Below are 24,223 nucleotides of genomic sequence, written 5' to 3' on the forward strand. Positions count from 1 at the left end.
GTGACGCATCCTTTCATCGAATCGTCGCTATTTGAGAAATAACATCTTCGTCTGAATCAATCGACATAACTGGATCATCATAACCATCGATGTCATCGCTTAACCATTGCTCCCCGGGTCGCCGGACATGGAATTTGATCACAACACTAAATTCGTCAGCACTTATGATGGCGACGAGTTGCAATGTTCGGTGCATTGCATGCCATACCATAAACACCTCTTTCACGAGCAGGACAGCCTGTGCAAGCGGCGCCACCGAAACGTAGTCTTCAACATGCAAAGAATTAACGAAGCATTCGTAACCAGTGCAATCGGTAAAACTCCCACGCGTCGCGTTCGTTGATCCCAATAGACTATGAAGAAAGTAACATCCTTCAAGCAAATCGAATCCACTATCTGCGATGCCCTTTAGCGACGGATTGAGCGGGTAGTCCAATCTCAACTCACTTAATGCCCCCTTCATGGCACGATTAATTTTCATCATTTACCCCCAAGGTACTTACTGAGTCCCTTCTGAATTGCGGAATAGAAGCTTGAATTGTTTAGCAGCTTGTTAACTGAGTTCGGCGCCCCCGGGAACGAGTTCGTATTAGGATCGTAAAGATACTTGTTTCCTTGATCATCCTGATAGTGTATTTGGCCCGGACGCTGACCCGGATTCGGATTTTCCACGTCGATTCGCTCCTTGCCATCGCCCTTCCAAATGGTCTTGCTAGGAAACTGCGTACCGTCAGCGCCCAACATTGGAGTATTGGAATCGTTAGCGCCCGACGGCTGCCCATTTTTTGCCAATGTAGCCGTATCCGGTCCATACCCCGCAACGCCCGGCTTAATGAGTTGCCCGCCCGCCCCCGCCCCTGCCTCTCCTGCCAACACCAGTCCCGGACTCGCCGTCGGCGGCTTACCACCACCAACGCCAATAACCGCGTTCAGCCCATTGGCGATACTCTGCAATACAAGATCAAGCGCCGTCGTTTTCTTACGAACCGTGCCTTGCCCACTGGCCTCTTCAAGCGTATCGGTATCCGTATGGTTCCACTGGTTGTACAGGTTTACGTTCGAAGCAGTAGCTGCGCCCGCTGTTCCACCGACCAGCCCGCCCAATGCGCCGATGAGCAAGTTTCCTGACACCTTCCCGGCAACGGTCGAATCCGTCGCAACGGCCACCGCATTTGCGGCCTGCTTCGTCTGATCGGCCAGCAACGCTGCCAGTCCTGCTCCAGTTGCACCTTGCGCCGCGTGGCCGACTCCGCCGCCACCCAAGCCGCCCATCAGCGCACCGCCTGCTATGTGCAGATAAAGTCGGTTAGTTCCGCCTTCGTCCCAAGAATCCGCTTCGGCTTGATAGGCGGCTTGCGCCGTCGTATCGCCTGCCAGCTTGGCCGCATCGGCAGCGTGTTGGGCTTCCTTCTGCTTCATATCCGCGTAAGCGCCGATGCCTTGCGCGACGACCTGTCCTGCAGCTTGCGCAGCGTTCATCGTATCGGCTTGCTTATCCAGCAGATTCTGCACGTCCGGTGTTTTCGATACCGTTCCGTTCAGGTTCGACGTGTCGCGGCTCAGGTTTGCCACGTCTTGCGTCTGGCCCGCCGGGTTAGTGATATTGATCGTGCCCACGCTCACGCCGCTTCGTGTGGTCGCGTTTTCACTATCACTATCCGACTGCGAAATCATCGGCGTTACGCCACCTGCACCGCTGACCGATCCCGGTCCGATCGACTTCCCGGTGACACCAACGCCTGCGCCCGCGCTAAAACCGCTGCTATCCGCGTTGTAGGTCGAATGGTTTTCGATATCCCGATAGGTCAGCGTACCTGTCGTCAGCGTGTTTTTCGACGGATCGGCTGTGCTGGCGATCGCCGCGCCCGTCAGGTCCGTATTGCCCTTGACGTTTACATTGAACCCGCCCTCACCTGCCTGAATCCCGGCCTGTTCGTTCACGGCCGCGTAATTGCCGTTCGCGTTTCCGTGCGACGAACTGAAGCTGGCACTCCCCCCCATCGTGCTGACGCTGATGCCGCCGCCCGCGCTACTTTGATGCGCGCTACTGACGGTCGTGTCCTGCACGCTGCGCAAGTTCAGATTGCCGCCCACGTCCGCAGTGACGGTGCGGCCCGATACGGTCGAGCCGATTACATTCGTATCACCACCGCTAACAAGCGTCACGCTATTCGCACCGGTCACGTGCGAGTTGTTCTGCATCACCGCATCGCTGTTGCCGTCACCATGTGCGCGCGACATGGCGGCCGACACCCCGATACCGTTCGTGCCGATCGACACGCCGACACTCGCGCTCGATGACGAATTCGAACTGCGCGTCGAATCGGTGTTCGTCGTGTTCTGCACGTCAATCTGATTCTTCGCGGCCAACAGCACATCGTTGCCGGAAACGTTCGAACCGGCCACCGTGATATTGCCGCTACCAGGCGCGCCGTTGCCGGTCGCAATCAGCGATGTAGTGCCGCCAGCGCTGACGCTCGATCCGCGTTGCGTAGTCTGGCTTTCCGACGTATCGAGTCGGCTATGGCTCGATCCAACGCTGACTTGAACGCCGATGCTCGGTGTACCACCGCCCGCAAGCGCACCGCCCGTCAGACCGGCTACACCCATCGCAGCATTACCTGCTGCTGCAATCGCGTGCAGGGCCGTCGCCCGACCGTCGCCGCTTCCGCTCTTCGCTGCCTGCGCTTGTTGGTAAGCGCCGTTGATCGCATCGCCAATGCTACCCGACAAGCCGAGCGTGACGCCACTGCTACTGGTTGTCTCGCTATGGGTCCTGTTGCTGGTATCGGTTGCCGAATCGATCACAACATTCGACGCTACGCCGGTCAAATTCTTCCGGGCGATCAAGTGGCTACCTGTCACGTGCAACGTATCGCCAGCCTTGATAGTCAAATCGCCATTGAGCGAGCCCACCGTGCTCGCGTTGTTCGTAACCGACGATGCATGATCCGTATCGGCCTTCTTCTGCGTGCCGATACTCACGCTTAGGCCGCTTGCGCCGATACCCGAATGCGTTTCGTGATAGTAGCTGTCCTGCGAAACCGTATCTTTGGATGTCGTGATATTGACATTGTTCACTGCCGCAAGACTCACGTCGTTCGTCCCGACGACCGTGCTGCCCTGAATGGTCAAATCATGACCCGACTGAATGTTGACCGTATTGCCCGACACGGTACTGCCGACACCGACATTCGCCTGCGTGTTCTGCATCGAATCGGTTTTCGTGCTGCTGACGAAACTGCCGCGCTGGACCTGCACTGACTGATATTTGTCGTGTTCCTCGCGAGCCTCGTTGATTGTGACGTTGCCCGTCGCCCCGATGTTCGCTGCACCGGTACCGTTTTCGACGCCGTTCGTCATGCCTGCCGTGAGCGATGAGCCTGTTAGCGTGACGTTGCCCTTCGACGCATCGGTACTTGCTGCCGCGAGCGCCGCATTGCCGCCTGCGGTGAATTGCGTGCCAACAGCGTGCTCGTCGTAGTTGTGATCGACTTCCTTACGCGTCTTGCTGTCCGCCGCCACATTGTCGAGCCTCGCGGTATCCGAGCCCGTCGTTGCCGTCAAATTCCCGCCTGCAAGTGCAGACAAGTCTTTTCCGGCGGATACAGTCGCGCCCTTCAGCGTCATGTCGTTGCCGCTTTGCATCCCCAAGCTGCCGCCTGCGGTGATGCCGCTCGTCACGTTCTTCGTCGTGGATTCTTCCCAATGATGCTGATCATTCAGATACATCGATTGGTTCGTCGTGGACTGAACCGTATCGACGTTGATATCCCGACCTGCCGTCACCAGCGCATCGCCGGCCGCCGACAAATTCGCGCCGTGAATGCTCAAATCGCGCGCGGCCTCAACGGACAGATCACCCGTTGCCGCTATCGTGCCCTGCTGGCCGACCAGACTCGTGCTGACCTTGCTCGCACCCGACGTGCCGGTTGCGCCAACCGTATCGACCAACGTTGTATTGACGATATCGCGACCGGCCGACACTGCGACGCGATTGCCGGTAATCATCCCCGACGCATTCACGAGATCATTGCTCGCTGAGACGACCGTCGTGCCGTTCTTGCCGCTGCTCGAAATCGTACCGCCACGATTCAAAATATCCGTCGCCGTCAGCACGGTTTTCGTACCGCCCTTGATCACGCCGGAATTCGTTGCACTACCCGTCGCATGAATTTCCACATCGTCCGCCGCGATCAACGCGCCAGTCGGTTGCAGATCATTCGCATGCGTCTGCGCCATGTAGACGACAGGAGCCAGCACGTGGGTCGTGCTGCCGTTCGGCAACGTTACCGTCTGATCGACCAGCCATACGATATCGCTCGTCAGCGCATTCATTTGCGCGGCCGTCAGCGCCATCCCCGGCACCAGGCCGAACTCTTTTGCGTAGTTCGCCCCATTCGTCATCAGCGCACGATATTCATCCTCGGCACTCGCGTAGCCCGGCAAGAAAGTGCGCCCCGTCAGTTGCGTGATCTGATTGCGCACCATCTGCTGCTCGTACATCCCGTCACCCAGGCGCTTTTCGATGCTCGCCGGGTTCAGGTTCAACTGGCCGAGCATGTAGTCGCTCGAAATGAAGTTCGTATAGCTCGTCAGGCGCGGATCGGTCACGATCAGATACGGCTGGCCCGGGGCGTCGTGAATCGAATAAAGACCGCTCGTCGGTAACGTGATCGGCAATGCGCCGGACGCATTTGCCACCGATTGCTGCGCGCCAACCGGTGTCGATGAGCCGCCTGCGGCTCCGATCGGCGTCAGCTTGCCGCCGGATACGCCCTCATTGGCCGAATTATTTCCAAGCGTGCCGCCGGTTGCGCCAGTCGAAGAATTCTGCGCCGCAACGTTCTGGTTGTTGACATCCTTTGCGTCGATGATCACCGACTGGTTGGCGATGATCGTGCCGCCAGTGCCGCCGATGGCAACCGGCGTATACACCTTCGAAGGTTGAACGATCGTGCCGCGATCCTGCGTCGTATCCTCGTTCCACGCGTACATCGATACGATGTTGTCGGTCTGATACTGATACAGCGTCCGCGCGACGTTGTTCACGACCGTGCCACCGTAGCTGCCTGAACCTGCACTGCCGGACACATCCGAATCGCCGATCTTGATCGATCCGCCCGCCGCAATCGAGCTGTATTCGTTGTTGATCGTGCCGACGTTGTTCATCACGATGTTGTTGCCAGCCACGAGTTGCGCTTGCTGCGCCTGGCTTGCAATCTTGTCCTGCTGAACCGTGGTCGTCGTATCGCGCCAGATTTCGACACGCTGATACCCGTTGTGGCCATCGCTGCGCGTCGTGTATTCCGTATCCGGAACGTAGTTGACGTGCGGGTCGTACGCATCCCAATAGTTGACCGTAACCGTACCGTCAGCGTTGGTCGTCAGCGTGTTGTAGTAAATCGTCTGCTGCTTGCCGTTCACGTTCACGACCAACACCTTGTCAGTCGCGTTCGGTCCGGATGTTTCCGATACAACCTGCGAAGGGCTATAGGTCGAGGTGAGCGGCGTCTTATAGCCGTTCACCCACATTGCCTGCGAGCACCCGCCGTTCGGGTCCGCATTCATCGTCGCGCACACGATGTACTTCTGACGCTTGGTTTCGTGCTTGCTCGTCGTGCTCGTGGTTTCAGTGGTCACCACCGGAGCCGGACGCGTGTTCGTGAACGTGCCAGCCGCGAGTTCGATACTGCCTTGCGCTTCGATCGTGGACTGATCATTCAAGACATTTTGCGTACGGTTCGCGAGAAACCCGTTCGCGTCTCGCTGACCGTTCGCGGCGATATTGATGTCGCCAACGCTAAAGACATTCGCGCCGCCCGTGTTCGACAACTGGTTGGACGCGTACAAATTCACCCGTTCGGCTGCGGCGATCACCGCCGCTGCACCGGTATTGGCGATCGTGCTCGCATTGGCGGTGATTTCGCGCCCGATGATCGTCGCGGTGTTGTTCAGCGTCGCGCTGTTGGTCGCGACCGTATCGCCTTCGATGCGACCTGCGTTATCGATCGTGCCGCCGTTGACGTTGATTGTCGTCGTGCTGGAATTCAGATCGGCGCCCGCCTGGTTTTCAACGTTCGCGGCATTCACTGTCAGCGCACCGTTGGCGTCCAGCACGCCTTCGTTCGTCAGCTTGCCCGACGTGGAAAACGTGAGGTCGCCGTTTGCGTGCAACTTGTTCGCCGTGGTCTGCGTGTAGTCGCTACCGAGCGTCACCGTACCGTTTCGGCCTGCTACGATCGATCCGTCACCGTTCAACGCACTCGCGGTCAACGTCAGGTCCTGATCGCTGCCGATAACGCCGTTCTGGTTGGCAAACGTGCCGGTCTGGATTGAAATACTGCCGCCGCTGCCTGCGTCGTTACCGATTTTGCCGGACGTGTTGTCGATCGATGCCGTGTTCAACGACAGTGCGCCGTTTGCACGGATCGACCCGGCCTGATTCGACAGCGCAGCGTTTGCCGCGCTCAGCTTGAGGTTGTTCGCGGCCGACAGTACACCACTCGCATTACTTACGTTATTCGCAACGCTCAACGTCAGATCGTGGCCGGAAAGCGTCTGACCGCCTTGTGCATTCGTCAACGTTTGCGCAGTCAGCGTAACATCGCCATTGCCGCCGATCGTGCCTGCCCCCGCTTTGCCGGACGCGTTCGTGTTCGTGATCGACGCGCCGCCGTCGATCGTCGTTGCACCGCTGCCGATATTCGCGATACGCCCGTCGCTGTTGTCGACGTTGCTCCCCGACAGCGCGAGCGTCGAATTCGTGCCGTTCGCTTCGATTTGCCCTGCGTTGTTGTTGATCGCGCCCTGTGCTCGCAGCGACAGATTCCCGTTCGCCTGAACAAGACCAGCTGCATTCGCGATTGCACCGTTCGACTGCACCGAAAGCGCCTGTCCAGCCAGCACCGAGCCACCGGAATTATCGACGCTGCCGGCCGACACCGACACGTCCCCGTTGCCGCCAATGGTGCCGCCCGCCGTATTCGTCAGCGCGTTTGTCGTCGTAACCAACAGCGCGCTCGTGCCCACGTTTTTGAGCGAACCGCCATCATTCGCGAGACTGTCGGCCGTCACTGAAACGCCGTTGTTCGCTTCGAGCGTGCCCGCACGGTTATCGACAGCGCCTTGAGCCTTCAGCGTAATGCTGTCCGCACCGACGTAGCCGCCCGCATGGTTATCGAGCGACTGTACGTCGAGCGCCGCCTGTCGCTGCGCGGCCAGCGTACCTGCACTATTCGATACGGCTGCAGCTTTCAGGCTCAATGCACCGTTGGTCGCGATCGTGCCACCTTGGTTCGACAATGCGCCGGTCGAAATCGACAGCGCACCGCTTCCGGCGTGAGTAATTTTCCCGTGGTCGTTGATCAGCGTCGCGGGCGTCAGGTTCAGGTCGGTGTTGTTGGTCTGAATAACGCCGTTGCTCGAATTATCGAGTGTGTTCGAGACGGCGACATTCATTGCGCCGGTCCCGGTTTGTGTAATGGTGCCGCCGTGGTTCGATAAATTCGTCGCCGCGAGCGACAACTGCGCTGCCTGTACAGAACCCGCATCGTTGCTCAGCGTCGCAGCATTCACGGTCGCGGACCGTCCGGCCGTGATGCTGCCCGAACCGTTCGTCAACTGCGCACCCGCATTGATCACTGCGTTTTGTGCAGCTGACAACGTACCGCTGCCGTTGTCGAGAGATTGCGTGCCGACGTTCAGATTCGTTTGCGCACTGACTGTGCCGTGGTTCACGACGCTGCCCGATTGAATCGCCACGCCGCCGTTGCCACCGATTGCACCCCCTTGGGCGCCGAGTGCGGTCGTACCGGCTGCATTCGTCAGTTGCCCCGTCGTCGCAATGGACAGACCATCCGAATTCAGCGACGTAACGCGGCCTGCACTATTGTCCAACGAGCGTCCCGAAATATTCATTCCGGCCGCGCTCTGGATCGTGCCTTGGTTGTTCGCGATTGCACCGCCGCGCACCTGCATCGAACTTTCGGAAACCAGCGTGCCGCCCTGATTCGCGATTGCGCCGTTCGACTGCACGTTCAGCGGACCTTGCGCCGAGATCTTGCCGCTTTGATTCGAAATGCTGCCCGCGGTCAACGTTGCGTTGCCTTGGCTCGACAGCGTGCCGCGATCATTGATCAACGCACCCGCTGCGTTCACATTGAGAGCGCCCTGCGCACTCGTTATCGCATTCGAGAGGTTCAAGTCCCCGGCGCTTGCGTTCAGCGACACGTTACCGTCCGCGGCCGTCTGGCTACCCGCGAGGCTCACGGCAGCGCCCGAAATTGACGCGTTCCCGCCCGCGACGTTCTGCCCGGTCGCCGTCAATTGGCCGGTGCTCGACAAATTCAGATCGCCGCTTTTCCCGACGGAACCATCGTTATTTACACCTGCGCCGAGCGTCCCGGTCGAATTGATGCTGCCTGCGCTGACCGTCGTATTTTGCTGTGCGGCGAGCGTGCCGCTGTTCGACAATGTACTGGCTGCTGAAACGTTTGCACTCTGTTGCGCATACGTCGTGCCGCTGTTTTGAACACTATTTGCGGTTGCCGTGAGATTTCCGCTCGCAGTCGTCTTGCCGGTGAGTACGAGCTGGCCGTTGGATTGCAGCGTCAGGTCGCCCGCTTGTGCCGCGATCGTCCCGGCGTTCGCGACACCGACGCCGTTCTCGTTCGATACGAGAAAGACCCTGTTCGCGTACATACCGCCGAGTTGGCTCACGTCGATCGCGATAGCGGATGCGGCACCGTCGCCAGCAATCGGTGTCGCCGCCAGCGTGTCGTGGTTGACTTGGTTCGCACCTGCGACGACGTTCAGATTCTTTGCGTAAATGGCTGCATTGGCCTGCACTGCGCGCGAAATCAAGTCGACCTGATCGATATTCGATGCATTCAGGCCAGCACCGCTGACGGAGATCAGGCCGCGCGACACGTTGAATCCACCAAGCGAGCCATCGGCGCCGTAATACGGCGTGCCGGTCGTGAGAACCGCTCTCGACGTATTGATGAACCCGCCGCCGTCAACCTGAATACCGGCACTGTTCGACAAGATCACTTCGGCGCGATTGCCCGCGACCTCGACGTAACCTCGCAGTTGCGACGGCGCATTGCTGTTGACCTGATTGACGATGATCCGTGCGGACTGACCTGCGCCGAAATTCGGGTTGCCGTTGATCATCCCCGCCTGCTGCGTGTTCACGATCGTCGACGAGTTGTTCAGGATCGCGCCCGGTTTTTGTACATCGAACTGGTTGTACGTGTTCACCGATACGCCAACGCCCGACGGTGCGGCAATATTCACCTGCGGGATGCCATTCTGTGTCTGGATCACATGTGTGCTCGTGCCCGGAGTCGGCGCGATTTGCGCGAAGCTGAATAACGGCACGCCAAACAGCAATGCAGCCGCCATCGCGATCGGCTGCCAAACGATTCGCAAGCGCGATGGCGTGCTCACGCCTTTAGAATTCCCGGCTGCATGCGGCGAAGTACCGTTTTCCTGAACGACCATCATCGCGCCGCGCGCGCGATTGAACACAACCCGATAGCATTTCTTGTTCATTCCTTATTGACGCGCACTGCGTCCCCGCTTGCGATCTTATTTTAATTCAGCGTCGATAGGACCGAACGTAATTCGCCGTCTGGTCTTGAACGCGCTTGCAACGGATAGTCAGGGCGACAACGCCTCTCACGCATGTCGCGATTGCGAGACAGCGCTCGCAATTGGCCTCCTCATATCCACCGCACGATCCTAGCAGAAGCGATCACCGCGCATTGTAAGAAATGAGTAATGCGACACGCGGCGCATTGGCCTTCGTTGCTCTAGTACCGGGAGATTTTGAAAAATGCTGAAGAATTAATATTTTTATAATGTTTTCAGAGTGTTAATTCTGAGGCGGGATGCGACTTTATTGGGATAGGCGCGACGTAATTCTAGACACTGGGCCAACCAACCGATTGTGGCCGGATGCCCGTGATATGGTGAGTCGAACCATTGCGAGATAAGCGGCGATAGTGTCGCGAAATTCGCTTGTCGGAAATATATAAATCAAGATGGGAAAAATATGCGCTCTCGAGCGCCGCAACCGGCTCCGCGCATCACTTCGACAACGTCGCCCGCACCGTATATTCGCCTTCGAGCGCGGCGCCGTGATCCGGTCGCACGAAATACCGCGCCGCGTCGAGATCGGCCGGCAGCGGCTCGACCGGATAGCCGTGCTTCTCCCACGCATCGAGCCCGCCCTTCAGCGCCTTGATGTTGTGGATCATCTTCTTGCGCTGCATCTTGGCGATCAGGCGCTTCGCGGTCGCCTCGTTGGGGCACACGCAGTACACGACGATCGGCCGCTTCAGCACCTCGGGGTCCAGCAGGTCCGGCGAATCGAGATCGACCGGCACCGCGCCGGCAATCCGGTACGGCTCGCGCTCGCGAATCGCCTTCGGACGCGCGTCGAAGATCAGCGGCGGCTCGTCGGAGGTCATCATCTCGACGAGCTGCGGCGGCGAGATCCGCAGCTGTGCCAGATAACGGCGGAATTGCAGGCGGCGCACCCAGCGGTACAGCAGGAACGTGATGAAGATCGCGAGGAATGCGTCGAGGATCGTGCCGCCGCTCGCGCGCACCCACAGCACGAACTGCACGATCTGGTCGTGCACGGCCGCGCCGCCGACGAGCCACACCGTGGCCCACAACGCCGCACCGGCCAGATCCCAGAACAGGAATACGCCGACGCCGATCGCGGTCGTGCCGAGCAGCGGCGCCGACACGAGCCCGAGGCCCGGCAGAAATTTGGACAGGACGAGCAGCGGTGCACCGTATCTTTCGAATACGTTACGCGCGAAGCGCAACGTCGTGTCGAGCGACAGCGAAAAACGCACGAGCCCGTTCAGCAGACGCCGGCCGCGCGTGCGGCCCATGAAGAACCACACCGAATCGGCGAGCATCGTCGCGCCGATCGCCGCCGCGAACATGCTCGTCCAGGACGCCTGCCCCATCGCCGCCATCGTGCCGCCCAGAATCAGCATCGGCACGGCCGGCACCGGCACGCCGAGCTGCGTGATCAGCACGCTCGCGAACACGGCCCACGGGCCGAGCGACGAGGGAATCGCGATGGGAAAGTGCCACACGGCGGCGCTCCTGGAAGACTTGCGAACCGTGCGGCTGGGGCGGCCGCCGATACGGCTGGCAGCGGTCGCCGCGGCACGCCCGCAGCCAACCCTGCATCACGGGCATTCTAAACGGGTTTGACCAATGCCGCGCGGAATGGCCGCGGCCGAGCGCGGCCGCAAGTGGGCGGTGGTTGCCGCTCGCCGCTCGCCGCTCGCCGGGTGGCGGGTGGCAAATCGCCGGTCGCCGGTCGCACGTCGTAGCTCTCAGCTCTCAGCTCTCAGCTCTCAGGTCGCAGGACGCAGATCGCAGATCGCAGATCGCAGATCGCCACGATCATCGCCGGCGTACTTACGCGTCGGGACGCTGCGCGAGCCGCGCGACATATTCGGCGTACTCGGGGAAGGCGGCGCTCAGTGCTGCCGCATCCGCAAGCTCGAATTCCGCGAACTCGAAGCCCGGCGCCACCGTGCATCCGACGAGCGCGACGTGCTGCGGCGACGCGCAGCGCGCGCCGAACCAGCGTCCGGCCGGCACGACCGCCTGGAACACGGTGCCCGGATGTGTGAGCGGATTGCCGAGCCGGTGGATCGTCAGCCCGTCCTGTTCGTCGAGCACCCACACTTCGAGCGGATCGCCCGCGTAGAAATGCCAGACCTCGTCGGAACGGATCCGGTGCCACGACGAATACGCGCCGTCGCACAACAGGTAGTAGATCGCGGTGGACGCGGCGCGCGGCGCACCGTCGGCCGGGCGTAGGACCGACCCGGTCGCGCGGTAGGTTTCCCTGAAATAGCCGCCTTCCGGATGCGGCTGCAGTTGGAACTGGTGAATCAGGTCGGCGGCGGAAATCGGCATGGCGGATGATATGGAGGAAGTATGGAACCGGTATGCGACTCGCGGGCCGATCGACGATGCGAGGCCGTGAGTGGCGTACCGCTGCGCCGGTCGCCGCGGCCATGCACGCGGCGACCGGATCGCACGCGCAACGCAGCGCACGATGATGGAAGCGAACCCGGGTCGATGCTGCCAGAAGGATGGGGCGCGACGCAACCGGCCGTGCCGCGAGGCGGCTATGCCGACGCGCGCGTACGCGCTGCGACGCTCAGCGCGCGCAACACGCGATTACGCGATCACGCGCGTTACCGCAACCTGCTCACGACAGCCCTGCCCGCCGCCGCCCGCCCGTCCACCGTCACGCAGTCGCCGCTGCCGCCGCCTCGTTGTGCCGCACCAGCAGCACGGGCCGATCGGCCGCGCGCAGCATCGATTCCGCGACGCTGCCGAGCAGCAGCCGGCGCAGGCCGTGGCGCCCGCTCGTTCCCATCACGATCAGATCGGCGCCGGCTTCCGCAGCCGTGCGCATCAGCACCGCGGCAACGTCTTCGCCGTACGCGTCGAGCGCGCGCACGGTGCCCGTCACATGCTGCTGCGCGAGCGCGGCTTTCGCTTCGTCGAGCACCGCCGTCGCCGCATCGGACGCGACCGCATCGCCGTCGCGCGCGGCCGCAAAGCCCGCGTCGACGTCGACGAGCTGCGGCCGGTGCTCGACGACATACGCGCACGTCACTTCGCCGCCGGATGCCGCCGCGATCCGGATCGCCTCGTTCAGCGCGAGACGCGCACTCGGGCTACCGTCGAGCCCGACGAAAATCCGCTTGTACATGGTCCGCCCTCCGACCGGGCCTGCGTCGCGCTTTGCGCCACGACGGCCCGTCACCGCGAACCGGCCCGATGCCGGCTCGCCTGCCGAACAGTCTGCCCCACGTGCCGACGCGCCGGTTGATGCGCGTCAAGCGCGGCCGGTACGCGCGCTGCAACGGCCGGTCATGGTCTTTTTACTGACCCCTATTACAAAAAGCATATAAAACGCGCACAATTTCATCTCGAAAATAGACGCGCACGTGGCCGGTGCGAATTTTTTCCGGTTTTGCCGCGCCGCCTGCGTGCCGCAGGCGCCCCGACCACCAGAATGGCCATCGATGACCGCCAGTGGAACCCTGCCGCGTGATGCCCGAGAGCCCACGCGCCTCAAGACCATGTTACGCCAGCCGCTCCCGGCTGGCGTCGTCACGCTGTGCGTCGGCGCCGCGCTGTCGCTCGGCGTTGCGCTGCTCGTTCGCGAGCAGTGGCAAGGGGCCGTCCATACGCGCTTCGAACGCCGCACGGCGCGCGTGACGGCGATGCTGCGCCACGAACTGCAGTCCGGCGTGGCCGTGCTCGAGAGCGCGCGCGGCGCGTTCGGTCTCGCGCCGCAAATGACGCCCGAACAATGGCGCCGCTATGCCGACACGCTCGATCTCGACAGCGGCTATTCGCCGGTCCGGCAGATCGGCTATGCGCCGCTGTCGCCAGCCGCGCGTAGCGCCCTCGCCGGCAAGGCGCCGATGCCGGCCGGCCCGCTGGCCGTCGCCACGCTCAGCGCCCCGACGTCGAGCTCGGTCGTCGTCCGCTTCGGCGCGTCGGACGCCGCGCCGCTCGCGCGGACGCTGCGCACGGGCGACGTCGCGCTCGGCATCCACGCCGCCGACGACACGTCGCGCGACACGCGCACCCTCACGCTGTTCCTGCCCGCGGCGGCCTCGCCGCGCGCGGCCGCCGCGTCGTCCAGTCCGCACGGGCGCGGCATCGACGGTGTGCTGTTCGCGGAAGTCAGTCCGAATCGCCTGATCGAGCGCGCGCTCGACGCGGAGCGCGGGCTCGATCTGCGGATGAGCGCCGGCAACGATCCGCTCCCGATCGCGAGCGCCGAGACGACGACCGACGAGGCATCGATGTCGCCGGATCTGATGCGGCGGTCCCACCAGCTGAATTTCGGCGGCACCGTGCTGACGCTCACCTACTCGGCCGACGGCCGCCCGAGCGCGACCGGCGCGCAGCGCGCGGCAGGCACGGTGCTCGCGGCGGGACTGATCGCATCGTTCGTGTTCGCGGCGCTCGTCCATGCGCTGCTGCGTGGCCGTGCCGACGCCGGTGCCAGCAGCCGCGGCATCCTCAACGAAGCGCGGATGATGGGCATCATCCGTTCGTCGATGGAGGCGATCATCACGATCGACGAGAAGCAGACGGTCGTGATCTTCAATCCGATGGCCGAGCAGGTGTTCGGCGTGTCGGCAATGGAAGCGATCGGCGCGCCGCTGTCGCGCTTCATCCCCGAGCGGTTCCGCGCGGCACACGCGAAGCACGTCGACCAGTTCGGCGTGACGGGCGTGTCCGAGCGGCAGATGGGCCGTCAGCGCGTGCTGTTCGGGCTGCGCAGCAACGGCGAGGAATTCCCGATCGAGGCGTCGATCTCGCAGATCCGCGATGCGTCGGGCAAGCTCTACACGGTCATGCTGCGCGACATCACCGAGCGACAGCGCGCCGAGAATGCGCTGAAGCAGTCGCGCGAGGAACTGCGCGAACTGTCCGCGAACCTGCAGAACGTGCGCGAAGAGGAAAAGACCCGTATCGCGCGCGAGCTGCACGACGACCTCGGCCAGCAACTCACCGCGCTGAAGATGGACTTGTCCGTCGTCGAACAGCAACTGCGCGCGCCCGCTCGCGCGCAGCCCGACGACGGCATGCTGTCGCACCTGCAGGGCATGCGCCGGCTGATCGACGCGACGGTCGCATCGGTGCGGCGCATCGCGGCCGACCTGCGGCCCGTGATGCTCGACGATCTCGGCCTCGTGCCCGCAATCGAGTGGCTTGCGAACGACTTCACGAACCGCTACGGCATCGATGTCGAACGTCACATCGAAACCGGCGGCCTGACGTTCACCAGCGCAGGCGCGACCACGCTGTTCCGCATCGTCCAGGAAGCGCTGACGAACGTCGCGCGCCATGCCGACGCGACGCGCGTCGCGCTGCGGCTCGACGTCGAGGACGGCTTCTGCGTGCTGCGCGTCGCGGACAACGGCCGCGGCGCGGCGCCGGGCGGGCAGGCCCACGAGGACAAATCGTTCGGCCTCATCGGCATTCGCGAACGCGCGCACATGCTCGGAGGCACCGTGACGATCGACACCGCGCTCGCGCGCGGCTTCTCGATCACCGTCGCGTTTCCGCTCAGCACCGTTCAACAGGAAACTACCCTCACATGATCAAGGTGCTCATCGCCGACGACCATACGCTCGTGCGAGACGGTCTGCGGCACATCCTCCAGAACGCCACGGGATTCGAGGTGGCCGGCGAAGCGTGCGACGGCCCGTCGACGATCGCGCTCGTCCGCTCGACGCCCGCGCAGGTGCTCGTGCTCGATCTGTCGATGCCGGGTCGCAACGGCGTCGAACTGATCAAGCAGATCAAGGACGAGAAGCCCGCGCTGCGGGTGCTCGTGCTGACCATGCACGCGGAGCAGCAGTACGCGGTGCGCGCGTTCCGCGCGGGTGCGTCGGGCTACCTGACGAAGGAAAGCGCGAGCGCGGAGCTGGTCGGCGCAGTCACGAAGGTTGCGTCGGGCGGCGTCTACGTGAGCCTCGCGATGGCCGAACAGTTCGCGCAGAGCCTGAACGAGCCGGCCGAAACGCTGCCGCATCAACGGCTGTCGGATCGCGAGTTCGACGTGTTCCGGCGCATCGCCGCCGGCCAGACGCTGACCGAGATCGCGCAGGCGCTGTGCGTGAGCGCGAAGACGGTCAGCACCTACAAGACGCGGATCCTGGAAAAGATGCAGATGCCGCACGAAGCGGCGCTGGTCCGCTACGCGATGCGGCACAAGCTGCTCGATGAAACGGACGACGTGTAACGGACGACGTGTAACGGCGACGTGTAGCGGACGAAGTCGGCACCGCTGCGGCGGCCGCGCGGTATGCGTGTGGATGAACGAAGCGCCCTTCCGTTACCTGGCAGGCACCGGGCACGCGAGATCGCCTTCCTCGCACGCCAGATAACCCTTCAGCGTCTCGGTGCGCGTCTTCGTCAGATCGTCGAGGCAGGTCGACATGACCATCGGATACACGCTGCCGCCCTCGGCCTTCGCACTGGAGAAGTTGCATTCGGCGTCGCGGTACGCGATCCACGCGCGCTGCGCGTTCACGAGCTTCTCGGCGAGCGGCCGGACGTCGCGCAGCCGAGCGGTGACGGCCTGGTACGTGCGGTTCAGGTCCGCATCGGATTTCTTGTAGGCACGATCGGCACACGCGGTCATCGCCGCCTGATCCGTCGCGTCCGCGCAATTCGCCTGCGCATGGGCGAGGTTCGCCGTCAGCGCCAGCGAGCACAGCAGGCCGGTCAACACACGCATGGATGCTCCTGGATTGTTTGTTGTTCGTGATGTCGTGGAACCCGGATGCCCGACCGGCGATGCGGCCGAGCGTCGGCACGCGGTGCCGCCGACAGGCCGGCGCTGGCCCCCCAGGCGCAACGGCTGTCGTACCGCGTCGGTACCGACCGCGATGCTAGCGCACGCGCATCCGATTGTCAGCCGGTGCCGTCAGCCGGTGCCGCGCGCGCCGCGGACGCAAAAAAGCCCGCACTCGGTTCAGAGTGCGGGCTTTTCGATACGACCGGACGGCGGGTCGGAAACCGCCGTGCGACAAACGGCTTAGTGGCCGAAGTACACCGACGAACTGTCGGCTGCGGCCGGCACGACCACGCGCTGGCCGGACTGCGACGTCGCGCGCGGGGTCGAGCCGTAGCCCGTCGCGTCAGCCGACGCGCCCGTGCCCTGCGCTGCGGCGATCTTCGCCTGTGCGGCCTGGATATTTTCCGGGTAGTTGATCCAGTCGTTCGGGTTGTAGCCGGCCTTTTCGAGCTGGACCAGTTCGGCACGCACTTGAGCGCGCGTCAGCGGCTGCTGGTTCGATTGGGCAAACGAGACAACCGGTGCGGCCACCAGAGCGGCCAGTGCAACTGCCTTGATCAGCGATTTCATGATGCTTACCTCCAGATTGTTTTGTCAGGCGCCTGGGACACGTGGTCTGTTGCGCATGAGTGAAGTCTAGGCTCGGCCAGCATCAGGGTAAATACCTAAATCGCTAATACACTGTTGACGTAAACCGTACAATTCGCGCGCGTTCGATCAAATCGTCAGATGATTGTCTCGGATTCCAGCGCAATACAAGCGAACTCACTTCGGCCGCCCCCAATAGAGGCGGACAGGCCACCCGCGCCTGGCGGCCGCCCGGTTTGCGTCAAGGTCGAACGGCCGTCTCGCATCGACGTCAGCGGACCGGATCGGCCTCCGCCGACGCCATCGACAGATCGAACAGCAATGCCTTCAGGCGGATCCGGTCGGTGGCGGCCATTTCCTCGAACGCAGCGTGATGGAGCGTCCATGCCGGTGCCGCGGCATCGGCGTGCACCGCGCGCACCGTGCCGGCGAGCGTCAACAACTCGACGCGGTCGGCCGCGATGCACGGAAGCTGCACGTGCAGCGGCTCGCCGGTCGCCGCGATCGGCCGGTCGACGGCGATCGACAGTCCGCTCAGGCTCAGATCGCGGACGATCCCGATACTTTCCGCCCCCTCCGTGCCGCCCGAACAGCACGCCGCGATCCGTACCGGCACGCGCGGCTCCGCGCGTGTCCGCAGCCGGTCGACGAAGCCCGGCCGCGACAGAACCATGAACGGCGCGGCACCGGACAACTGCACCGATTCGACGGTCGCGCCGAAACGCGACACCGCCGAACGGCCGATCGCAACCGCCTCGACGTCGTCGCCCTGCGCGAAATCGAGCACCGTCGCCGGCTGAAGCTCGACGAACAGCACGCCCGACGCGCCGACGCCGATCAGGCGGCAACGCTGCAGCACGCGCGTCGTGCCGACGCGGCGGCGAATGCCGATCGCGGCGCCTGCCGTCAGCCCCATCCGCGTCGCGGCCGGCGCGGTGTCGTGCGTGCGCGGGTCGGACTCGGCGCCATCGCGCTTGCGCACAGGGCGGAAATGATCGAACAGGAATGCGTGCTGCGCGGGATCGCGCAGCGTCGTGCCGGCCGGCAACAGCGCGGCGCCGCTCGCATCGTAGAGATCGAAGCCGAGCGGGACGCCGGCGGAGAAGTCGTCGCGCGCGAGCGCGACGTGATCGGTGGGAAGCCGCATCGGAAAAGCGCGCGGTGAGCGCGCGAGCTGTCGTAACGCCTTCATTACGGCAACTTCGCGCGAAACCTGAACGGCTCGGTTACTCCGAACCGCCGGTGGCGTCCGGCGAAGCCGGCGCCGGCGCTGGTGCCGGTGCTGGCGATTGGGCCGGCGCAGCCGGGGGCGTGCCAACCGGCGCGGCACCGCTACCCGTGCTGCCTGAGCCGCCTGCGCTGCCCGCGCCTGCCGTGCTGCCGCCCGCAGCGGGCGGCTGCCCCGGCTGCGCAGGCTGCGTCGGTTGCAGTTGCGACGCCCCCGCCGACAACGCAGCCGCCGACGCCGCCACCTCGGACGCCGGCACCCACTCCTCGACCACGCCGCCGGACGCCGCATCGGGCGCCGATGCGGCGGAAGCAGCCGACGCAGCGTCGGCCTCCGCGTCGGGTTCACGCTCGATACGCTGCGTCCTGACAGGCACAGGCGGCTTCGCGTCGGGTTTGAACCAGCCGTCGAACACATCCGTCACGCGGTCGCGCACCATCGCGAACCAGCCCGGCGACGGCTCGGTGTCGAACTTCGCCTTCGTGTCGATGATCCGGGCACGCTGCGCGCGCTGGAAGAACTCGCCGACGATCGGCAGCGCGCTGTGCGCGCCCTGCCCCCAGTAGTCGCTGCGCAGCGTCACGCGGCCGTCGTCGAAGCCGACCCACGCGCCGGCGACGAGGCCGGGCTGCATCAGGATGAACCAGCCGTCCGCGTTGGCCTGCGTCGTGCCGGTCTTGCCGGCCACGTCGCCGCGAATGCCGAAGCGGGTGCGGATGCTGCCGCCGGTGCCGCGCGTGACGACGTCGCGCATCACGTCGAGCAGCGTCTTGTCGGTCTCGGCATCGAGCGCGCGCTCGGGCGGCGCCGGCGCGAACTCGGCGAGGACGTCGCCCTGGCGAGTCTCGATGCGCGTCACCATCTGCGGCTCGATATACAGCCCGCTGTTCGCGATCGTCGCATACGACGCGACCATTTCCTTCAGCGTCACGGGGCTCGTACCGAGCGCGAGCGACGGCACGCGCTCGAGCGGGCTTTCGCGCACGCCCATGTCGCGGGCGAGCCGTGCGACGGCGGCCGGCCCGACCTTTTCCATCACCTGCGCGGTGATCCGGTTGCGCGACAGCGCGACCGCGTCGCGCAGCGTCATCGGCTTGCCCGACGGCGGCACGTCGTCGTTCGGGCGCCAGATCTCGCCGCCCTTCAGCGGAATCTCGACCGGCTGATCGGGGAACGTGTCGTCCGGCTTCATCCCGCTCGCGAACGCGGCGCCATAGACGAACGCCTTGAACGTCGAGCCGGGCTGACGCCGCGCCTGCGCGACGTGATCGAACGGCTCGTTCGTGAAGTCGCGGCTGCCGACCCACGCGCGGATCTGCCCGTCCCGCGGATCGATCGCGACGAAGCCGGCCTGCACGTCGGTCTTCGCCTTGCACAGCGCGCGCATGAAGCCGCGATCGGACGCGAGCTGCTTCATCGCCGCCGCATCGTTCTTGCCCGCATCCAGCGCGGCCTTGTACTCGGGCGACTCGCGCATGAAGGTCCGGAACACCTCGTTGTCGGTGCCGCAGCCGTCGCGGCCGCTCCACGCGTTGTTCGCGATGCCCTGCAGCTGGTTCGCCTGCTGCGTCAGCGCCTGGGTCGCCATCTGCTGCAGCCGCGCGTCGATCGTGGTGCGCACGATCAGCCCGTCGGAGTAGATGTTGTAGTCGTTGCGGTCGGCCCAGCCGATCAGCCATTTGCGCAGTTGCTGCGCGAAGTGCGGCGCGGGCCCCGGCGGCTCCTTCTGGCGTTCGAAGTCGATGCGCAGCGGCCGGCGTTGCAACTGGGCGAACTGCGCGGGCGACAGCTTGCCGTACTTCACCATCTGGCCGAGCACCGTGTTGCGCCGCTGCAGCGCGCGCTCCGGATTCAGCACCGGGTTGTAGTAGCTGTTGCCCTTCAGCATCCCGACGAGCGTCGCGCTGTCGAGCACGTCGAGTTCGTCGGCCGACTTGTCGAAGTAGGTGCGCGCGGCCATCTCGACGCCGTACGCGTTGTACAGGAACGGCACCGTATTCAGGTAGGTCTCGAGGATCTGGTCCTTGCTGTAGATGGCCTCGATCTTCAGCGCGGTGATCGCCTCCTTCACCTTGCGCGTGAGCGTCGGCGCACGGCCGATCTCGTCCGGATACAGGTTGCGCGCGAGCTGCTGGGTGATCGTCGAGCCGCCCTGGCGGTCGCCCGAGAACGTATGCAGCGCGGCCGATCCGGTGCGCTTCCAGTCGAGGCCATGGTGCTCGTAGAAGCGGTGGTCCTCGGTCGCGATCAGCGCGTCGACCATGTGCGGCGAGATCTGCTTGAGCGGCACCCATTCGCGGTTCGACGGCTTGAATTCCGCCAGCAGCTTGCCGTCGGCGGACAGCACCTGCGCGGGCTGGTCGACCCGCGCCTTGCGGATGTCGCCGATGCCCGGCGTGAACGGGATCAGCAGCAGCACGTACAGCGCGAACAGCGCCGGCACCGCGGCGGCCGCGAGCAGCACGCTGCGGCGCGTCGGATGACGCAGATGGTGCCTGGCAATGGCCAGGACACGCTTGACGGGCACGGCGGCAGCGGCCGCGACGGGTTGGGCGCGCGCGACCCAGTTGGCACAAAAGTCACGCACAGACGACACGTTTCGGCGATTCACGCGGGTGGGGGATCTGCTGGAAAGGCTGCATCGTACCAAAACTCGCGCGGCACACCGGCGGGTGGCCGCACTGGGCACGCGAGAATGGCGTCCGGCCGCGCGTGTTCAGGTGCAAAAAAAGGCGCGCGTCCCGCGACGGGACCGCGCGCCAAGCCTGGTACAACGCGGTAGCCGGGCGCCGACGCTCAGCGCACCAGAAAACCGTAGGTCAGCGGATCGCGTTCGTCGATGATCCAGTTCGCGAACCCGCAGATATGCGCGCTGCCCTCCACTTCCGGAATCACGGCCGGGATGTCGCCGACGGTGGTCTCGCGCAGCACGCGTCCCTTGAACACGGTGCCGACGATCGACTCGTTGACGAGCGTGTCGCCGGCCGCGAGCAAGCCGCGCTGGTACAACTGCGCGACGCGCCCGCCGGTGCCGGAGCCGGTCGGCGAGCGATCGACCTCGCGGTCCGCGAACACGCAGCAGTTCGCCTGCGTCGAGCCCGGATGGCGCGGCGCGTTCGCGATGATCGTGCCGTAGATGTGGTTGATTTCCGGGATCTCCGGATGCGCGACCGAATACTTCGCGTTCGCGGCGGCCTTCACTTCCGCGCCGAAGCGGATCAGCTTGTCCACCGCCGCTTCGCGCACCGGCAGGTCGAACGGCGCGCCGTCCACGTAGAAATAGAACGCGCCGCCATACGCGATGTCACCCGTCACGGTGCCGAACGACGGCGTGTCGACCGACACGTCGCGCTGCCAGATGAACGACGGCACGTTGACGAAGCGCACCGGCCCCGCGTGCTCGCCGTCCCATTTGACGAACGCCTCGATGAAGCCGCACGGCGCGTCGATGCCGACGCGCGTTTCCGGCACGGTGCGCTGCACCCAGCCGAGTTCGACCGCCGCGGTCGACAGCGCGATCACGCCATGCCCGCAGTGATCGCTATAGCCTTCGTTGTGCAGAAAGATCACGCCGAAATCGGCGTTCGGCGAGACCGGCTCGGTCAGGTAGCCGCCGTACATGTCGGCATGGCCGCGCGGTTCGAACATCAGAGCTTTGCGAATCTCGTCGGCGTTCTCCTTGAGCCACGCGCGACGCTGGACGATCGTGTCGCCGGGCAGGCGCGGCAGCCCGCTCGTGACGATGCGGAACGCTTCACCGCCGGTATGGACCTCGACGGTGGACAGGGAGCGGGAAATTTTCATGGTCGATCGAATGCGTGAAGCGACGGACGGCGGCCGCGCCGCCATCCGGTGACGGTTGACGATTACTTCTCGTACGGCACGGGCAGGCCGTTGCGGATCACGTAGACGGTCGTCGGCGCGCCCTTCAGGTCGCCGTTGGAGTCGAACGAGTAGGTGCCTGCGACGCCGACGTAGTTCGTCTTCGCCAGCTGCGCGATCAGCTTCGCCTTGTCGCTGGTCGTGCCGGCCTTGACCATCGCGTCGGCGAGCAGCTTCATGCCGTCGTAGTAGTTGACGCCGTAGACCTGCGTATCCGTGTGATAGGTGTCGTGGTACTTCTTCAGGAATTCGCGGCCGGCAGCCGTCTTCTCGAGCGCGACGCCGCCCTGCGCGCAGTAGACGATCGACGCCGCTTCGCCCGCAACCTTGCCCATATCGGCCGAGCAGATGCCGTCGCCGCCGAGCAGCTTCGCGCGCAAGCCGCGCTGCTTCATCTGCTTGGCCATCGGCGCGCCCTGCGCCGCATAGCCGCCGAAGAAGATCACGTCGGGGTTGCCGGCCTTGATCTTGGTGAGAATGCCGAGGAAGTCGGTGGCCGACGAGTTCGTGTACTCCTGGTCGACGATCTTGATCCCGTTCTCCTTCGCGACTTTCGCGAACTGCTCGGCCACGCCCTGCCCGTACGCGGTGCGGTCGTCGATCACGGCGGCCGTCTTCGCATGCAGCGTGCGCGCGGCGAACGTTGCCATCGTGCCGCCGAGCTGTTCGTCGCTCGCGCCGATCCGGAAGATGTTCTTGAAACCCTGCTTGGTCAGCGCCGGATTCGATGCGACCGGCAGCATCGGCACGCCTGCCGTGTTGTACACGCGCGATGCCGGGATCGCGACGCCCGAGTTGTACGGCCCGAGCACCGCGACGACGCCCTTGTCGACCAGATTCTGTGCGATCTGCACGCCCGCTTTCGGGTCGGCCTGATCGTCCTCGGATACCAGCTTGAACGTGACGGTCTTGCCGGCGACCTTCACGCCCGCCTTGTTGAGCTCGTCGACGGCCAGCCGCGCGCCGTTTTCATTGTCCTTGCCGTTGGCGGCCTGCGGGCCGGTGAGCGGCGCCGAATGGCCGATCATCACGGCTTCCTGCGCATGGGCGGAAGTCAGCGCGCCGGCGGCGAGGGCCACCGAGAGCGCGGTCAAGACGTGTCGCATGGCGTCTCCTGATTGGTTTTGCGTGAAACCAATGTAGGCGACGCGTGGTCGCCATGCAAGCAATTTCAAAATTACTTTTGGCGATGTGGTTACTTTCGATACCAGAGCGATACGGCGGCGTCATTTCGGCGCGATGTCGCGCCGCACGCGGCGGATGTGCTGCTCGACATAGAACGCAGCCGCGTCGGCGTCGCCGGACACGATCGCCTCGTAGATCAGCCGGTGCTCGGACACATAGAGCCGAATGCGGCCGGCATCGTAGATTCCGTCGTCCTTCAGCCGTTTCCACAGCGGCTGGTCCATCGTCTTCGCGACTTCGTCCGCGATCTTCACGATCAGCGCGTCGCCGGTCATCAGCGCGAGCTGCCGGTGGAACAGCCGGTCGCTCTCGTTCCACACCGCGCGCTGCTGCGGATCGTCGACGTCGGTGATGGTTTCCATCTGCGCGAGATAGCCCTCGGCGACGGGATCGGCGCGGCCGTGCGCAGCCGCGAGGCGGGCGATCGCAGGTTCGAGAATGAGCCGCACGTCGAGCGTCGACGTCGGGCTGAAGTCCGCGTCGGGCGCGCCGTGTGTGTCGCCGCGCCGCGCGAGCACGTCGAGCGGCGCCGAAACCACATAGGTGCCCGAATTGCGCTTCGTGAACACGAGGCCTTCGTTCTGCAGCGCGCCGAGCGCCTCCCGCACGGCCGGCCGGCCGACCTGGAACAGCGCCGCCAGTTCGCGCTCCGACGGCAGCCTCGAATCGGCCGCGTAGCGCCCCGCGCGGATCTCGTCGCGGATCTTCTCGGCGACCTGCTCGTAGATCTGCAGCGGCCGGAAACCGGCTTCGAGCGATTCGGGGCGGGCGGACATCATCGGCAGGCTCCTGCAGCGGCGGGCGTGGACGTGAAATGGGTTCGCACTATACCGGAGCGACACCCGTGCCGATACGCGCAGCGCCATCTGGACGGATATTAGAACCAAAATTAGCGATCCGTTCGATTTTCCGCCTTGCGGGATGGCCAGTAACTGGTATAGATTCGATCCAGA

Annotated in this window: 14 protein-coding genes; 2 read left to right on the plus strand and 12 right to left on the minus strand. The window is 64.2% G+C overall.

The window, feature by feature from the left end; translation table 11 throughout:
• Positions 1 to 13: 13 nt before the first annotated feature.
• From O1Q03_RS02140 to O1Q03_RS02160, 5 genes are all read right to left on the minus strand, one after another.
• The gene (locus O1Q03_RS02140; protein ID WP_269501415.1) at positions 14 to 481 is read right to left on the minus strand and encodes a hypothetical protein; all 468 of its coding nucleotides are present in this window, start codon (positions 479 to 481) and stop codon (positions 14 to 16) included.
• Positions 481 to 9,558: a hemagglutinin repeat-containing protein gene (locus tag O1Q03_RS02145; protein ID WP_269501416.1), complete on the minus strand. Its 9,078-nt coding sequence runs from the start codon at positions 9,556 to 9,558 to the stop codon at positions 481 to 483. The genes O1Q03_RS02140 and O1Q03_RS02145 overlap by 1 nt, the downstream gene beginning before the upstream one ends.
• Before the next feature lie 536 nt (positions 9,559 to 10,094).
• Complete coding sequence (locus O1Q03_RS02150; RefSeq protein ID WP_269501417.1) at positions 10,095 to 11,123, minus strand: DedA family protein/thiosulfate sulfurtransferase GlpE; 1,029 nt, start codon at positions 11,121 to 11,123, stop codon at positions 10,095 to 10,097.
• A gap of 331 nt (positions 11,124 to 11,454) precedes the next feature.
• Entirely contained in the window at positions 11,455 to 11,961 is a 507-nt protein-coding gene (locus O1Q03_RS02155) for a cupin domain-containing protein (RefSeq protein ID WP_269501419.1), read from the minus strand.
• A gap of 337 nt (positions 11,962 to 12,298) precedes the next feature.
• Positions 12,299 to 12,769, minus strand: coding sequence for a universal stress protein (locus O1Q03_RS02160; RefSeq protein WP_269501420.1), 471 nt, complete (start codon positions 12,767 to 12,769; stop codon positions 12,299 to 12,301).
• 316 nt (positions 12,770 to 13,085) lie between these two features.
• On the opposite strand from O1Q03_RS02160, the gene O1Q03_RS02165 reads away from it, so the two are divergent.
• Positions 13,086 to 15,185: a PAS domain S-box protein gene (locus O1Q03_RS02165; RefSeq protein WP_269501421.1), complete on the plus strand. Its 2,100-nt coding sequence runs from the start codon at positions 13,086 to 13,088 to the stop codon at positions 15,183 to 15,185.
• Entirely contained in the window at positions 15,182 to 15,829 is a 648-nt protein-coding gene (locus O1Q03_RS02170; protein WP_006755659.1) for a response regulator, read from the plus strand. Before O1Q03_RS02165 ends, O1Q03_RS02170 begins: the two co-directional genes overlap by 4 nt.
• Before the next feature lie 93 nt (positions 15,830 to 15,922).
• Here O1Q03_RS02170 and O1Q03_RS02175 read toward each other — a convergent pair whose 3' ends face one another.
• The 7 genes from O1Q03_RS02175 to O1Q03_RS02205 form a co-directional block, all read right to left on the minus strand.
• Positions 15,923 to 16,327: a lysozyme inhibitor LprI family protein gene (locus O1Q03_RS02175; RefSeq protein WP_269501424.1), complete on the minus strand. Its 405-nt coding sequence runs from the start codon at positions 16,325 to 16,327 to the stop codon at positions 15,923 to 15,925.
• A 300-nt stretch (positions 16,328 to 16,627) separates the two neighbouring features.
• On the minus strand, positions 16,628 to 16,957 hold the full coding sequence (locus O1Q03_RS02180; RefSeq protein WP_269501425.1) for a DUF4148 domain-containing protein: 330 nt from the start codon (positions 16,955 to 16,957) through the stop codon (positions 16,628 to 16,630).
• A gap of 289 nt (positions 16,958 to 17,246) precedes the next feature.
• The gene (locus O1Q03_RS02185; protein ID WP_269501426.1) at positions 17,247 to 18,122 is read right to left on the minus strand and encodes a PilZ domain-containing protein; all 876 of its coding nucleotides are present in this window, start codon (positions 18,120 to 18,122) and stop codon (positions 17,247 to 17,249) included.
• Positions 18,123 to 18,201: 79 nt separating this feature from the next.
• Positions 18,202 to 20,799 (minus strand): penicillin-binding protein 1A, encoded by a 2,598-nt coding sequence (locus O1Q03_RS02190; protein ID WP_269501427.1) that lies wholly within the window; start codon positions 20,797 to 20,799, stop codon positions 18,202 to 18,204.
• Between the two features lie 200 nt (positions 20,800 to 20,999).
• On the minus strand, positions 21,000 to 22,007 hold the full coding sequence (lhpH, locus tag O1Q03_RS02195) for a trans-3-hydroxy-L-proline dehydratase (protein WP_269501428.1): 1,008 nt from the start codon (positions 22,005 to 22,007) through the stop codon (positions 21,000 to 21,002).
• 62 nt (positions 22,008 to 22,069) lie between these two features.
• Positions 22,070 to 23,191 carry a branched-chain amino acid ABC transporter substrate-binding protein gene (locus tag O1Q03_RS02200; protein WP_269501429.1) on the minus strand — a complete coding sequence of 374 codons (1,122 nt, stop codon included), beginning with the start codon at positions 23,189 to 23,191 and terminating at the stop codon, positions 22,070 to 22,072.
• 120 nt (positions 23,192 to 23,311) lie between these two features.
• Entirely contained in the window at positions 23,312 to 24,049 is a 738-nt protein-coding gene (locus tag O1Q03_RS02205; RefSeq protein ID WP_269501430.1) for a FadR/GntR family transcriptional regulator, read from the minus strand.
• Between the last annotated feature and the right edge of the window lie 174 nt (positions 24,050 to 24,223).

Source organism: Burkholderia sp. IMCC1007 (assembly GCF_027257875.1).
In the GTDB taxonomy this organism is placed as follows: domain Bacteria; phylum Pseudomonadota; class Gammaproteobacteria; order Burkholderiales; family Burkholderiaceae; genus Burkholderia.

Excerpts from the sequence above, each read along its gene's own strand:
- O1Q03_RS02185 (WP_269501426.1), bottom strand. The coding sequence starts at position 18,122 with ATGCGGCTTCCCACCGATCACGTCGCGCTCGCGCGCGACGACTTCTCC.
- O1Q03_RS02140 (WP_269501415.1), bottom strand. The coding sequence starts at position 481 with ATGAAAATTAATCGTGCCATGAAGGGGGCATTAAGTGAGTTGAGATTG.
- O1Q03_RS02205 (WP_269501430.1), bottom strand. The coding sequence starts at position 24,049 with ATGATGTCCGCCCGCCCCGAATCGCTCGAAGCCGGTTTCCGGCCGCTG.
- O1Q03_RS02155 (WP_269501419.1), bottom strand. The coding sequence starts at position 11,961 with ATGCCGATTTCCGCCGCCGACCTGATTCACCAGTTCCAACTGCAGCCG.
- O1Q03_RS02145 (WP_269501416.1), bottom strand. The coding sequence starts at position 9,558 with ATGAACAAGAAATGCTATCGGGTTGTGTTCAATCGCGCGCGCGGCGCG.
- O1Q03_RS02165 (WP_269501421.1), top strand. The coding sequence starts at position 13,086 with ATGACCGCCAGTGGAACCCTGCCGCGTGATGCCCGAGAGCCCACGCGC.
- O1Q03_RS02200 (WP_269501429.1), bottom strand. The coding sequence starts at position 23,191 with ATGCGACACGTCTTGACCGCGCTCTCGGTGGCCCTCGCCGCCGGCGCG.
- O1Q03_RS02170 (WP_006755659.1), top strand. The coding sequence starts at position 15,182 with ATGATCAAGGTGCTCATCGCCGACGACCATACGCTCGTGCGAGACGGT.
- O1Q03_RS02180 (WP_269501425.1), bottom strand. The coding sequence starts at position 16,957 with ATGAAATCGCTGATCAAGGCAGTTGCACTGGCCGCTCTGGTGGCCGCA.
- O1Q03_RS02175 (WP_269501424.1), bottom strand. The coding sequence starts at position 16,327 with ATGCGTGTGTTGACCGGCCTGCTGTGCTCGCTGGCGCTGACGGCGAAC.
- lhpH (WP_269501428.1), bottom strand. The coding sequence starts at position 22,007 with ATGAAAATTTCCCGCTCCCTGTCCACCGTCGAGGTCCATACCGGCGGT.
- O1Q03_RS02160 (WP_269501420.1), bottom strand. The coding sequence starts at position 12,769 with ATGTACAAGCGGATTTTCGTCGGGCTCGACGGTAGCCCGAGTGCGCGT.